This is a genomic window from Rhodococcoides fascians A25f, assembly GCF_000760935.2.
Classification (GTDB): domain Bacteria; phylum Actinomycetota; class Actinomycetes; order Mycobacteriales; family Mycobacteriaceae; genus Rhodococcoides.
Map to the genome: position 1 here is coordinate 2,173,000 of NZ_CP049744.1, position 13,694 is coordinate 2,186,693.

At 58.7% G+C, this 13,694-nt stretch carries 12 protein-coding genes and 1 pseudogene; 9 read left to right on the forward strand and 4 right to left on the reverse strand.

Annotation, left to right across the window (positions count from 1 at the left end):
* Positions 1–321 precede the first annotated feature (321 nt).
* From BH93_RS10340 to BH93_RS10350, 3 genes are all read left to right on the forward strand, one after another.
* Positions 322–1,422, forward strand: a complete 1,101-nt coding sequence (locus BH93_RS10340; protein ID WP_037177167.1) for a hypothetical protein — start codon at positions 322–324, stop codon at positions 1,420–1,422.
* 729 nt (positions 1,423–2,151) lie between these two features.
* A complete protein-coding gene (locus BH93_RS10345) occupies positions 2,152–2,370 on the forward strand; it encodes a hypothetical protein (protein ID WP_155291119.1) in 219 nt (72 codons plus the stop codon).
* A gap of 177 nt (positions 2,371–2,547) precedes the next feature.
* Complete coding sequence (locus BH93_RS10350) at positions 2,548–4,974, forward strand: SIR2 family NAD-dependent protein deacylase (RefSeq protein ID WP_165712686.1); 2,427 nt, start codon at positions 2,548–2,550, stop codon at positions 4,972–4,974.
* 224 nt (positions 4,975–5,198) lie between these two features.
* Here the strand turns inward: BH93_RS10350 and BH93_RS10355 are convergent, their stop codons facing one another.
* A complete protein-coding gene (locus BH93_RS10355) occupies positions 5,199–6,365 on the reverse strand; it encodes a hypothetical protein (RefSeq protein ID WP_155291120.1) in 1,167 nt (388 codons plus the stop codon).
* A gap of 544 nt (positions 6,366–6,909) precedes the next feature.
* On the opposite strand from BH93_RS10355, the gene BH93_RS10360 reads away from it, so the two are divergent.
* Both BH93_RS10360 and BH93_RS10365 read left to right on the forward strand, forming a co-directional pair.
* Complete coding sequence (locus BH93_RS10360; protein WP_080739259.1) at positions 6,910–7,092, forward strand: antitoxin VbhA family protein; 183 nt, start codon at positions 6,910–6,912, stop codon at positions 7,090–7,092.
* 16 nt (positions 7,093–7,108) lie between these two features.
* Positions 7,109–7,764: pseudogene (locus tag BH93_RS10365) on the forward strand (Fic/DOC family protein).
* A 677-nt stretch (positions 7,765–8,441) separates the two neighbouring features.
* Here the strand turns inward: BH93_RS10365 and BH93_RS10370 are convergent.
* Complete coding sequence (locus tag BH93_RS10370) at positions 8,442–9,506, reverse strand: DMT family transporter (RefSeq protein WP_080739260.1); 1,065 nt, start codon at positions 9,504–9,506, stop codon at positions 8,442–8,444.
* Between the two features lie 71 nt (positions 9,507–9,577).
* Between BH93_RS10370 and BH93_RS10375 the strand changes: the two genes are divergently transcribed.
* Positions 9,578–10,504 (forward strand): LysR family transcriptional regulator, encoded by a 927-nt coding sequence (locus BH93_RS10375; protein ID WP_037177176.1) that lies wholly within the window; start codon positions 9,578–9,580, stop codon positions 10,502–10,504.
* 199 nt (positions 10,505–10,703) lie between these two features.
* Here BH93_RS10375 and BH93_RS10380 read toward each other — a convergent pair whose 3' ends face one another.
* The gene (locus BH93_RS10380) at positions 10,704–10,958 is read right to left on the reverse strand and encodes a DUF6461 domain-containing protein (RefSeq protein WP_037177177.1); all 255 of its coding nucleotides are present in this window, start codon (positions 10,956–10,958) and stop codon (positions 10,704–10,706) included.
* 89 nt (positions 10,959–11,047) lie between these two features.
* Between BH93_RS10380 and BH93_RS10385 the strand changes: the two genes are divergently transcribed.
* The 3 genes from BH93_RS10385 to BH93_RS10395 all read left to right on the forward strand — a co-directional run bounded on the left by BH93_RS10385 (position 11,048) and on the right by BH93_RS10395 (position 12,945).
* Positions 11,048–11,521 (forward strand): SRPBCC family protein, encoded by a 474-nt coding sequence (locus tag BH93_RS10385; RefSeq protein WP_037177779.1) that lies wholly within the window; start codon positions 11,048–11,050, stop codon positions 11,519–11,521.
* A 144-nt stretch (positions 11,522–11,665) separates the two neighbouring features.
* Positions 11,666–12,136 (forward strand): hypothetical protein, encoded by a 471-nt coding sequence (locus tag BH93_RS10390; protein WP_037177178.1) that lies wholly within the window; start codon positions 11,666–11,668, stop codon positions 12,134–12,136.
* A gap of 326 nt (positions 12,137–12,462) precedes the next feature.
* Positions 12,463–12,945 (forward strand): GNAT family N-acetyltransferase, encoded by a 483-nt coding sequence (locus BH93_RS10395; RefSeq protein WP_242459177.1) that lies wholly within the window; start codon positions 12,463–12,465, stop codon positions 12,943–12,945.
* A gap of 18 nt (positions 12,946–12,963) precedes the next feature.
* On the opposite strand, the gene BH93_RS10400 is transcribed toward BH93_RS10395, so the two are convergent.
* Entirely contained in the window at positions 12,964–13,632 is a 669-nt protein-coding gene (locus BH93_RS10400; RefSeq protein WP_155291121.1) for a hypothetical protein, read from the reverse strand.
* Positions 13,633–13,694 lie beyond the last annotated feature (62 nt).

Below are 13,694 nucleotides of genomic sequence, written 5' to 3' on the forward strand. Positions count from 1 at the left end.
ACGCGAAAATCACCAAGTCTCTCGCGCGAATTGAAGGTCCGTTTCAGAACGCGCACGCCGATAGTCCGGCACGTCATTTCCGTGTCGGATGCCGCGCTGCGTAGCGCTGTCAGCGGTCATGAAGTTCACCAAGTATCAGGGATTTTTTACTCCTCTACGCGATCAAACGAGCCGTTATGGTTCTTTGACAACTCGTAGGTGCTCAGGAAACTTCACTAGACACTGCTGCGGACGTGTTGTGCTAAATAATACTCCGGCGGCGGAGAGTTAGCGGTCTTTGCGATAAGCTGCTGCGGCCGTCGAAATGAACTGAGGTGCTTGGTGGAGGAAATCCTTGCCAGTTTGCTTGCGAATCCGGTGGGTGCTCTGGGTGCCCTCGGCCTGGGGGCTGTGATTGGAGCCGTATACACAGCGCGAGCGACTGATCGTCGTGAACGTCGTGCTTGGCAGCGTGATCAGCAGGTGAAAGCGTACGCTGTATTTCAGGAGGCTTTGTGGTCCTCGTACTTTCGTGTCACCGGGGGAGTCGCCCGCAGGTCGGTACAGCAGACCATCGAGGACGGTCTCGAGGAATTGAATGACGCGAACGCAGACGACATCGATGCGATCATGCGGGCAACGGTCGATGTCGCCGCGTATGGCGACAAGCATGTGGCGAGGTATGCGTCCGGTCTTGCGGCAGCCTGGGAGCAGTGGCTATACGAAGCCACTCCCTTGAGTGGCACACAGTGTTGGCCCTCAACTTGGCAGAAGAAGCGCGCGACGGACGATGCAAGTTCCGCCATTATCCTGTTTTCCTATCATGTTCGCCGCTCGGTCGGGAGAGTCAATCCGCGTCTGTGGTGGCAACTCATCAGCAAACGCCGGCCGAATTATCGACCTGATCACCCTCTCGCGACAATCACAGATTCGTTGGATTCACGTCAGTGCTTAATTGACTGGAAAGTCCGCGCCTTCAATGCTGAAATCCCGACATTGGAAGTTGGCTACGGTACCGCTGAGATGCCGTGGACATCACTCGATGTAGAGCATCGCAACTTCTTTACACCTTTGGCTGCCGTCGCCTACAAGCGAAAGAACTCGCCCTGGTCGCTCGCTATTGAAGGGCGGCTACCAAAATCCACTATTGGTCAATTGGAATTGGATGCTGTTCGCTTAATAACAGGTAACAATGGTGCTTGGCCGATGAAATTGCGGGCCAGCAATTGGGTAGCCGGCGAGCAAGAGGGTGATCGTGTATTCCTGTGGATGATGGAGGATCTGGCGCAAAGAGGGCTTGAGGTTGAGGTATTTCATGCTCCCGGCTCTCACGAGTCAGTGGGTGACAGTGACGGCATATTGCCGTTTTTCGTGGCCTCAACACCTGCAGAAGCGGCAGAGTGGATCAACCAGTTTGCGGAGGGTCCCAATAATCGCGAGTAAGCTCGCTCCGGAACCCCGAACAGACCGAACCTAATGTCTTTTCGGTATCACCACCCGGGCTTCGAGTGGGACGGTGGTGGACCGAGATGCAGCCGAAGGTGGTCATCCTTTACTCATCACTTTGGGGCGCACCCGAGCGGATTCGCGCGGACGCCGATGGTCACTCGATTCGCCGATCACCCAGCTCAACGGGCCGATGATGGACGCGAGTGCATCCACGTGAATTGTTCTCTCTTGTACAGCGGGCCCGGGGTTCGAATCCCTGATGGCGCACAAGAATGACCCCTTGACCAGCGGAAACGCAGGTCAAGGGGTCCTCTTTTTTTGCGTCGTGGTGCCAGGTCTACTCATCACTGTGAGGGCAAAGTGATGAGTGAATCATGGTGTTTTTTCCAGGTCGCGTTCAATTTCGCGGCAGTCGTGATGACTCGAATCGCAAGACGGTGTGTCATGGAGTCAAGTGCGTTGACCCCCGGCTCCTCCGTAACTGCGACCTGTGCGTTTAGACGATTCGCTGGTGGTCGAATGGTGTTCGGGTAAGACCGTTGTGGGTAGGTCATCGCTTACTCATCACTTTGGGGCGCTGATGCCAAGGTTAGTGTCAGTTGGTCACCCGGCTTCTCACACAACGGGGGCCGTTCGACGTCCTTGGCCGCAGTGAGGGAGAACCTGGCGCTACCGTGCAGGCCCGTTCTTCGAGGCGGCCATAGAGACGGCGACTTTTGTATCATGCCGCCGTCTGGGACCGCGGTTCGCAAGGCCACCCCGTACGGCGCTGGGTACGCCATCACGACCCGGCAAGCTGTCGCGAACCTCGGCGGGCACCCTCTGTGCGCTGCATTCGTGCACCAAGACGCACGTCTTGGAGCGGGCGGCTTCGCCAAGGCCCGCGAAACCCTCACCACGTCGGCCTTGGCTCAGCGAGGTGTGCCGCTGCGCGCCCCCTAGGCGAAACCGGGGTCACCGACGTCGGTCTGTAGCTCGCGCAGCCCCCAGAACAGCTGATGCCTGGCGCGTAGCGTTGCGCGATTGGGCTCCCGCCTCGCGTGTCACCTCTCATCCTGGGAAGACCAATGAGTATGGTTGGTGTTTCGGCACTTGGCGCTGTACCTAGGAGTTTGCACCTTGGATCTACAGACACTTGCAACCACGATCCAGGCTCCGAACACGATTTTGTTGTTGGGAGCTGGGGCATCGATCCCGTCGGGTGCACCGTCTGGCGATGCACTTGCCAAACAACTTGCTTCTCAGCTCAAACCGCAACCCGATGCCGACGATCTTTCGGATGTATGCGGCATCTACGAACGCCGTGTCGGCCGGACCGAACTGGCCCGGTCTGTCAAAGCAATCTTAGAACCGTTGCGGCCCACCGGTGGACTTCTAGCAATTCCAGCTCTGCCCTGGCGTGCTATCTACTCAACCAACTTCGACCGGCTTGTTGAACTTTCCTACCGCGCCGCAGGAAAAGAACTATCAGTCGTAAGGTCGAATTATGATTTCAGTACAACTGACACCGCGGAGACCGTAAGACTCTACAAAATACATGGCTGCATCAGCCAGGATCTCGGCTTCGGAAATACAGCTCGGATGGTGTTAACAGAGCGGGATTATGACGACGTCCAAAAGTACAGGCAGTCTCTGTTTGTAAGCCTACAGGGCTTGATGATGACAAACAACACTCTTATAATCGGTCAGTCGCTAAGGGATGCTCATCTCCGAACCATGGCTAAAGATGTCGGCGCGCTACGGCAAACCCAGGGTGGGGCTGGTCGAGTCTTTCTTCTAGTCTACGAATACGACGCCGACAGGGCTCATTTATTTGAGCAGTATGGGATTGAGGTCGTGGGAGGGTCGCTCAATGATCTCATCTATGCACTCCAGCAGGGTCAACCGGCAAGCGCGCTAGCCCATTCGACAGCCACAAGTGTGGACCAGGCCTTGCCCACCAAGCTGGTCGCCACCACAATTAACGTCGCGCACTCAACCACATTGGCACCCGATGTCAACCGCCTATTCAACGGCAGTCCGGCGACCTACGCCGACATCGAGAACGGCTTCACGATTGAAAGAGCCAGTGAGCAACGGCTGCGTGATGCCCAAGACGGACGGCGAGGATTCTTCCTGGTTATCGCGGGAGCCGGCGGAGTCGGTAAGACCTCTCTAGCGCGCAGGTTACTGTACAGCCGGTTGTCTGAGAACTTTCTGTGCTGGGAGCATATTCCGCATTACGCCTTAGATGTAGAATCGTGGCTACTGGTTAATGTCGAGCTCCGAAAACTTGGCCGTCAGGGAATGCTCCTCGTTGATGATTGTGCACGCCATTTTGGCTCAGTGAATAAGCTTGCTACTGAACTCGCCAAACAAGACCGTCCGTTTTTGCGTTTAGTGCTGACAGTGAATGCGGGACAGTGGGCTACCCGTACAAAATCGCCCGCATTCTCCACCCATGGAAATCAAGAACGTGTAAGCATTTTGTCAAACGATGATGTTGACGCGTTGGTCAATCTAGTCGATACCACACCAGCAGTGCGGGCATTAGTCGAAACGGACTTTCTTGGTCTTGGACGTCAAGACAGAATCAGGCGCTTGCGAGAACGTTGCAGCTCAGAGATGTATGTCTGCCTGAAAAATATATTTCATACCGAACGGCTCGACGACATCCTACTTCAGGAATACGCAGATCTTGATACAGCGGCGCGAGACGTATACCGCCACGTTGCTGCACTGCAATCTATGGGCGTTCAGGTGCACCGTCAATTAGTCGTCCGTCTACTAGGAATCGAAGCAGGTTCGCTAGTTGGACTGTTGGCGCAAATGGATGCCGTCGTGTCTGAGTACGATATATCGAACCGAGACGGGCTTTACGGATGGAGCACTCGGCATGATGTCATTGCCCACGTAATCGCAACCTACAAATACGCAGACCAGGATGAATTGTATACGCTTCTCGCCAACCTTATTGACGGCCTGAATCCGACTATACACATCGAACTAGAAACGGCGCGAGCGATCGCTGCCGATGACATGGGAATACCGAGACTTTCTAGCGTTTCCAGGAAAGAGGAACTTTTAAGCAAATTGATAAGTGTCGTTCCAGCTGAACGCACTCCACGGCGCAGGCTTGTCCGGTTACATCTGGATCAAAATGATTTAGACGCGTCCGAACGTGCGATTGCGACGGCGATCCAGCAAATCGGTTCTGACGCCATTATTGATCGGTATCGAGCGATTCTGGCCTATAGGCGGGCGACTTTGACCAAGGGGATACTAGATGAGGATCGAGTTGCAATGCTGCTTGAAGCCGAGCGGATCGCACGGCGTTGTGTCGAACGCAATCCTCAAGACCGATACAATTTCCGGGCGCTATCCGATATTGCATTAGAGCTCGTTACTCGGGCCGGTAAGTTCGAGTTACTGGAAGAAACAGTCGAATGGATGAGAAGTGAAGAGATAGACGCGACGGATCCAGATTTAATACGCGACAGGCGGGACCTCGAATCGCGGTTGCGTAGATTGCGCACAGAGCACGATGCAAGAAGTGAGATGTCCTAGCGGGTTGGGGCTCTTCGATAGACTGATGTAGGTTAGATTATTCCAACAGGCCTCATGGTGTGCTCCTATGCCGGTCAGTACACATCGGCAGTTTACTGCCAAGGATCAGTGGTGCAAACTGACGCAGCTGCGTAGGTCGATCTGTATTTATAGTGAACGGTGCGCCTCGCGGCCCGGCGCGGTGTCCAACGAAAACCGTTCGGTTCTAGTCCAGAGGGCCAGCCTTAACCATAAAGGGTAACCGTCCGGGCGTCTGGTGTCGCGGCGATATTGGGTGTATTAAGAACAGCTTCGATGCGTAATTCGCCCGACATCAGCGGGGATGAGACGTTCCATTCCCGTAACCCATCTGCTCTGTTGGATACCGGCGGTAGCTGGACAACCTGTGATGAACCATCTGGACCCGTCGCGATCAGAACTTTTACATCTTTTGTTGCGGTTCCAGACGCGATGAATGTCTGTGCAACTCTTCGGAGCTGATAGGAGCTCCGCAGAATCGGGTTGCCAGTCGAACCAATCCATTCGGTCTTTTTTGTGCGGTTGTCGTATTCTTGCCAACGTTGAGCGGCGAATTCGACGAATGTCTGACTTTGGTTGTGGCGCTCGAAATAGACCTCCGCCCAAGTTCGACGCCCGTACTGGTCGATTCCCGAAAAGTTGCTGCCTGCGAGCGGTGCAAGGGTGTTTTGTACGTCTTCATCCATTGAAGTCGGCGGAGTGGGCGAGGTTTGACCAATTCCAAAGGTCCGGACTAATCCAAATCGACCGAGCATCTTCTCTGCCCGTCCTACCCACTTCGGCCGCTGGGAATTTTCAGTCGCGAAGATAGCAAGGGCGACGTCCGAATCAACTTTGTAATGATGCGACCATCTGATGATCAAACTGACAAAATCGTTTTCCAGTACTTCGACAGATTCGCCCGGGCCCTGTTCTCGCCTTCTGGTGATCGCAATGGCTGCGAATCCGAAGCAGGTCACGAACACTGCTGTAATCAAAGCCTGGAAGTAATCTGACCAGTGAGGCAATATGTTTGAGACAAGTGGCTGGCAGAGTATGGCTGCAGCGGTGGTCAATAATACACCAAGAATGATTAAACTCTGCGCGATGATAGCGGCGCTGCGGTTCTGTATTCGATCTGCCCGGTTGGCTATTGCGGCCCGAAGAGATGTTTGCGAAATGTGAACTACTGCGATCGCGCTACCAACAGTCATGCGTTCGGTAAAGCGATTCTCCAGACCACTGCAGGCGCAAAGGGAGACCAGGAAAACTGGGACAAACCGGAATAGAAGATATCGGTGTAGATTTACAGAAAACCAGTCGGTCATTAAATCCGACGCGGAAAAGTAGCTGGTAGGCCAATTACTGCGAAGAGCTGAATAGATGGTAGTCAAGATGGCCGTTCCCAATATGACCCTCAAAAATATATCTGTAATGCTAACCAACATCTTGCCTCCCAGGGCTTTAATAGCCAGTTTGACCTGAAATCAGGTGTGAAGTCTACTGGAACTAAACCCGCCCTGGGACTGGTCGAGGCTGCTGGCACGTCCCCGGATAGTCGGACCACCGCAATCTAGAGTGGCGACCTATGTGGTTGCGCCGCGCGGTGGCGTCAGCTAACTCGTGCCGTATGGCAATAGCCTGTTGGCGAGGATCGTCGACGACAATCCGGCATGCCTTTTCGCTCGCAATCTTTGGTGAACGGCGGTCACCGGCATTGGCACCGAAACCTACGCATCGCAGTCCGCGGCGGATGGCCTCTGTACGTGCAAGTGCTATTTTGCGCGGACACAGCGCGTCTGCCTGATTCTCCGAAGGCGTTCTGTCCAGCGATGGCAGGGTGAGAATCCGGGTCGGCAGGTCGATCGTGGTCGGCGTTGTGGTGCGGCTGTCTTGGCCTGTTTGGCAGTAGTGTGGGTCAAGTTGAGGAGGAGTCCGATGTCGATACGACGACCGTCAGGGGATCGTGCGCGAGCAATCCATGTTGCCCGCACCAATAGCGCCCTGGAGGGTGCACGCAGCACCGACGCGACCCGTGCGGACCAGGATGCCTATGTTCGCGGCGAGATCGACATAGCCGAGCTCGGGCATCGGGTGCGCAGCCGGTACAACCTTTCCTGATCAGGATCGCCTCGCGGTGGATGACGCACCCCCATGGGATACCGGCGACTACGACCTCGATTGGGCCGGGTATTTCATTCCGGGCTCTTCTGTGCTGCGTAACCGCGTGGGAGCGATAACGAGGGAAGCACTGGCCGCTGCCGAGAACGATCTCGTTGAAGTGCGGGTAGCCGAACTGCGGAACAACCCCGTCGCCGTGATGCGAACGTACGACCTTGATCACTTGAAGGCATTGCATCAGTATCTGTTTCAAGATGTGTTTCAGTGGGCCGGTGAACTGCGGACGGTAGGTATCGAGAAAGAAAATGAGTCCTTCATGACGCCGAACGACATTGGGCGGCCGGTCGCCTACATCGCTGCGCAGATCGCCGAGACGAAGCAGCTCCATTCGATCTCGAACGCAGTCCTACCCGGCCGTCTCGCGGAGATGTACGACTTCGTGAATTTTGCCCATCCCTTTCGGGAGGGAAACGGCCGCACGCAAAGAGAGTTCTTCGATCAGTTGTTGTCCGAGTCGGGGCGTGGTCTGGCGTGGGATGCGATCGAGCTGACTGAACTGCACCGCGCATGCCATCTTGCGCGGCCGAGCAGAACATAGAACCGCTGCGAATGATGTTCGCGAAAATCGTCGACGACGATCCGGCATACCTTTTCGGCCGTGATATTTCGTGAACGGCGGTCATCGGGATTGGTGTAGCCTGCGGTTCGCAGTCCACGGCAATGGGCACTGCACGGGCAAGTTCTCTTCGGTGCGGCGTGTCCGGAGCGTGTCCTCGTCCCGATGCTCGGGTTCCAAGCAGTTCGAGGGAGCTCATCACTTTGAATCGTGGTGGAGTTGAATGGCCACGGCAGTCCGTTTAGCCGATGGGGGACCATACGGGACTCAGATGGACCGGGAGCAGGTCGCCGGTGGTCATCGCTTACTCATCACTTTGGGGCCTACCCGGATGGATTCACGCGGACGTCGATGGTCACTCGATTCGCCGGACACCCAGCTCAACGGGCCGAAGATGGACGCGAGTGCATCCACGTGAATTGTTATCTCTGGTACAGCGGGTCCGGGGTTCGAATCCCTGATGGCGCACACCAAGTGCCCCTGAACAGCGTAATCGCTGGTCAGGGGCACTTTTTGTTGTCCGGGCGTGTCTGGGCGTCCGCACGCTTCGCGATAATGGATAACTCTGTGACCTGCGGATTCATAAGTGGCTCAGGGCGTTTCGGAGACTTGACCTTCAATCGCACACACAGGGAGTCAGGTACCGGCTGCCATGCTGCTGACCTGCGAATCGTGCGGCGGATTGGACCACGCTGGGTAGCGGTTCGACGCGTGTGGACGCTCCGGCCATCGCTTACTCAGCTTTTCGAGTCCTCACATTGGAACGCGGCTCGTATCCGTGGGCATTCCGCCCCATGCCGGGTCCCTGACGATCAGCAAGCTGTGTTCGTCGTACGGCTCGCCCGCGCCGAACGGCCGCTGCAGCTGTGTCGGCGTCGGAGCGTCGAGGGTGGGGCGAGTGGATTCGCGAGCGCACGCGGTCGCCCAGTGTCACCGTGGCGACCCCGGCGATGACCACGACGCCGCCGAAGAGTTCGGCGCGTACAGGGGCCTCGTCGAGCCAGAGGTAGGCGATCAGGATCGCCACGGCAGGAACGAGATACAGCAACGAGGTGGATGTGGCGACCGGGACGCGGGAGACGGTGTATCCCCACATGACGAAGCCGAGAGCGGACGGAACGACTCCGAGATAGACCGCCGCCCACCACGAGCCGGCGTTCGCGTCTGCCATGTCCGCCCACGCGAAACCGGCGAAGGGCAGCGTCACGACCACCCCGACGACCATCCCGTACGTCGCGACCTCCAGCCCGGTGTGCCGGCGCAGCAGGGGTTTGGTCAGCGGGTGGTAGATCCCCTGGACGACGGCGGCAGCGATCACGATCCAGATCGCCGACGAGACGGAGATGTCCGAGCGGGCGGTGGACACCAGCACGACACCGGCGACGGCCACCGCACTACCGCCGACCTTGACTACGGTCAGCCGTTCGCCGAACGCCCCTGCGGCGATGGCGATGCTGACCAGCGGCGCGGACGCGACGATGATGCTCGCGGTGCCCGCTGGGACGTGCAATTCGCCCCAGTTGAGCAGAATTTGATAGGAGGCCATGCCGAAGAACCCGCACGCGATGACCAGCGGAAGATCGCGGCGTGCCGGCAATCGGACACCCATGATCGGCGCGATGGACAGCAGCGCGACGGCGGCGACCACCAGGCGCACGAGGGAGAGACCGACCACACCGAGTTCCGGTGCGGCCACTCTGATGGCGGGAAACGCACTGGCCCAGGAAATTACGACCACCGCGCCGGCCACCGCGGTTGCGGCGAGGCTCGACCTGGGCGACGAAGGGTAATTGGGCATGGTTCAGCCTGCTCTCTCGATACATAAAGCGCTATTTACTTGTTTTGATGTGATGCGTAAGGTCCCGTTAGGTGTTGGATCCCCGCCGATTGCGCATGCTGGCCGAGCTCGAACGACTCGGGACGATCGCTGCCGTGGCCGAGTGCCTCCGTCAGACCGCTCCGGGGGTGTCGATGCAGCTGGCGGCTCTGGAGAAGGAGGTCGGCGTTGCGCTGACCGAAAAGAACGGCCGCAACGTCCGGCTCACACCTGCGGGACGTGTACTGGCCGGGCACGGCGTCGACGTCGTCGAACGACTGACTTTGGCGGAGATGGAAATTCGAGCTCTCCGTGACGGTGCCTCGGGTACCTACCGGGTTGCGGCCTTTCCGTCGGCCGCCCGCACCATCATCGCAGCGACGTGGGCCGCGTTGCGCACGTCCGGTGCCGGCTCGGTGCAGCTGGAACTGATCGAGATGGAGCCCGACGAATCCATGGCAGCGTTGCGCTCCGGCGACGCCGATCTCGCAGTGACGCATACGTATTCGACAATGGAACCCGTCGATGCGCGCAACGTGTCGTTGTGGCCGCTGCGATCCGAATCGGTGTGGCTCGCGGTGCCGGCGGACCGGCAGTGCGCCGAGCCCGCCGACCTCCGCGACTTCGCGAACGACGACTGGCTCGCGCCTCGTCGTGAACGCAGTTGCTACGACATGGTCTTCCGCGCCTGCGGGGCTGCCGGTTTCGTTCCCCGCGTGGTCGCCGAGGCCACCGACTTCGCGGTGCTCCTCGCGCTCGTCGACGCCGGAGCAGGTGTCGCGCTGGTCCCCGATCTGGCCGTCGACCGGCTTCCGTCAGGGGTGCGATTGCTCGAGCTCGCACAGCCGGTGACCCGGCACTTGTTCTGCGCTGCGCGTACCAGCTCGGCCACCGACCCTGGACTGCGGCGTCTGCGGGACGCGATCGACAGCGCGTCCGCTGCCCTGGTGCGCGACCCGGCAGACATCACTGCACGCTGACACCGCGTCCGGCCGTGTTGGGACGCAGCCGCTGTAAGGATTCCCCCGACCGCGTGCATCGGCTTGACCGAGAGGCCCGGCTGAAAGCTTGGCCGCTGAACGGACGACTCCTTGGTCGAGCTAGCGACACCTGGGGCCAACCTCCACTATTCGAGGGAGTCACCAATCTGAAATTGCGCGCTGCGCAACAGCTCCGGAGTCAGTTCAGGAGTGCATCGAACATCGCCGTTCGGGCACCGTCGACCCACTGGGCGAAATTGCAGTGACCCACCTGAGTGGCGAAAGTGATGGCTTCACCACCGACCGACAACGGTGCCATCAGCTCATCGGCCAAACCCGCCACGGACGGTGCGACCGCCAGAACCCAATCACCGACCTCCACGATGCCAACGACCTCGACATCGGCATTGACACCCTCCAAACCGAAGGTGAAGTCTTCCCAAGTTGCAGGCATAGCCGAATTCTCACACGCTCGACGTAGCGGATTCCGCCTGTGTGGAAGGCCGTCTGGATCAGCGGAAGGTGTCCTGCGAAGCTGTGCGGATGTCTTTCATCATCAGGGTGACGACGTCGATCGACGCGGACCCGGCAGTGGTTTTCGATCTGGAATCGGATGCTGTCGTTCACGCCCAGTCTCAGGGTTCGTTCGGTGAGAGCGTGCGGGTCGACTCGGGTCGAAGTGATCTTCGCTTGGGCGACGAAATTGAAATCCGTTCCAGGCACCTCGGCGTGTGGTTCACCTTGACCAGTCGCATCACGGAGTACGAGCCCTCACGATATTTCGTGGATGAGCAGGTCACCGGCCCCTTTGCCTCGATGCGTCACGAGCATTTGTTTCTCGCACGACGTGAACACACGCACATGGTCGACATCATGTCGGTGACATTCCGTGGCGGACGACTCGGCGCTGTGATCCTGGACGTCCCCGGTAAGCTGTATCTTCGGCGCGTCCTGTGCGTTCGGAATGCGTACATCAAGAAGCGTGCAGAATCGGGGCAGGGAACTGGTGGACGGTAGACGTCTGCAATCTGACACCGACACAACGGTTCTCGATCCTGTTTGTGCGACCTCAGGCTGCATTCGGTTCGAAAGATGCTGATCGGTATTTTTTGAGGCAGACTGTCGACCCGGACATAGTTCGCTCGAACGAGGAGAATTGCCATGCAATCGACCAGCCGACCTCTGCTCGGGGCTCTACTCTGCGCCCCAGCACTATTGGTGTTCCCCGCGACGGCCTCGGCGGCGCAGTCGACCGACGTGACGTACGCGTTCGAGGTCGACGGGTCGACCGTGACAAACACGATCACCAACAATTCCGGTAGCGAACTGACTTGCGGCACATCGTTGGCTCCCGCACCGGGCGGAGTGCTGCCTCCAGTGTGGGAGGTCGTCGGCAACGGTCAGTCGCTGTACTCGACCGACGACGCGGGCCAGGTCGGAATAAGTACCCAACACGTCACCGATATCCCGGCCGGCACCTATGTCGCGCTGGCATCGTGCGTTACCGAAGGCGTCGATCCCACAACAGCGTGGGTCTCGGACTACCCCGGCCTCCCCGACGTCCTCGCAACCCTGCCGTGGACCTCGTACACCGTGCAGCAGGCATCGCCGATCGTAACGATCGAAAGTTGAGCGCTGGAACCTGATTCGGTCTCTGGCAGCTCTGTCTAACCGATACGTTTCGAGGAGGAGCCGAATTCGACCGTCCGGCAACGTAATCGACGATGACGATGAACTCGGGGTCGCGTTGGGCTGTGGCTTCCCACGATGCGGTGGTCCAGGAATCGTCGAAAATGTTGCTGCCAAAGGCTTCTCGGATGATCTGCGACGGAGCCGAGGTGCGGTGGGACGTGAAGGCTCGGGGTCGGCGTCGTTGAACAGAAACCACCCGTGCGCGATCGCTGGTGTCCGAGCGACCTGATCAGCGTTGACGGCTGTCGGTGCGGGATACTGGATCGATGGTGGTCGTCCGATCGAGAGATCCAGCTGACCTGCCGCGGTGTGTGGAGGCGCTGATCGAGGTCCACGAATCCGACGATTATCCGCATCGTTGGCCACACGATCCGGCTGACTGGTTGACACCCGAGAACATGGCGGCCGCGTGGGTTGCCGAGCATGACAATCGCATCGTCGGACACGTCGTCATCGTCGACAAGGCAGGCGGCCTCTGGGTGTCCCGACTCTTCGTGCGACCGGGACACCGGGGCTCGCTCGTCGGAGATGCGCTGTTGCGGCAGGCGCGAATTGGAGGTGCGTCGATGCTCGACGTCATCGAGCGCTCCGGCAAAGCGATCGAACTGTACGAACGCACCGGCTGGACGCTGGTCGACAGGCGTCCGGCAGAGTGGATCATGTCTGACGGTCGTAGACCGGTCGAGCGAATCTACCGTGCGGATCCGCACTCGACCGAGCACAACTCGACGGGCCCAACACTCCGGTGATCGTTTTCGATGCCCCGATCAGGAGGGTACTGGGACGCTCACTCTCAAACCCGGTGCAGTCACGATGTCCATCAATTGCTCGACCGTGAGTAGTCCAGCCGAAGAGGCATCGATCCGACTGCCGTCCGGTACGAATGCCTGAACGCGTCTGTTCTTCTCGCCGCCAGAAATATCGACGACGATTCCGTCGGCCAGGGTGCGGCGCTCGTCGACGTAGCCGGCGAAACACGGGCCTGGGGGCTGATCGGACTTGCTCACAGTGACCGTCAGGCCACCCTCGACGCTGCCCATCGACAGGAATCCATTTGCGCTGGTGTCTCCGCCGGAGATGCCTCCCCCCGGGGAACTACTGATCGGTCCGAACACCAAGCTCGGCCCCATCGAATCGGGCTCTACAGTGGCACCTCTGGGTAGCGCTCCGGCCAGTGCATCAGACATCGCGGCCGCCTTGGCTCGCGAGAACCAGGGGTAATCCGCATTGTCGTAGGACCCATTCGGGACGTAGGCGAAATTGACGCGGTGCAGGTCCTCGGGCTGCGTAACCTCGTCGCACCCGGGGATCGTTATCGCATCGGGCTGAGGGTTGTGCAGCAGTCCCGCCACGACGACGCCGACTGCCACGATCGCAATAATCACAGCGGCCGTCGACCAGGCAGATTTCGAGGATCGCGGACGCATTGTATTCATGGGTTCCCTTCCTGCTCAGACCACTGTCGCATCGAGGTCGATACTTGCACGCTCGTCGACAA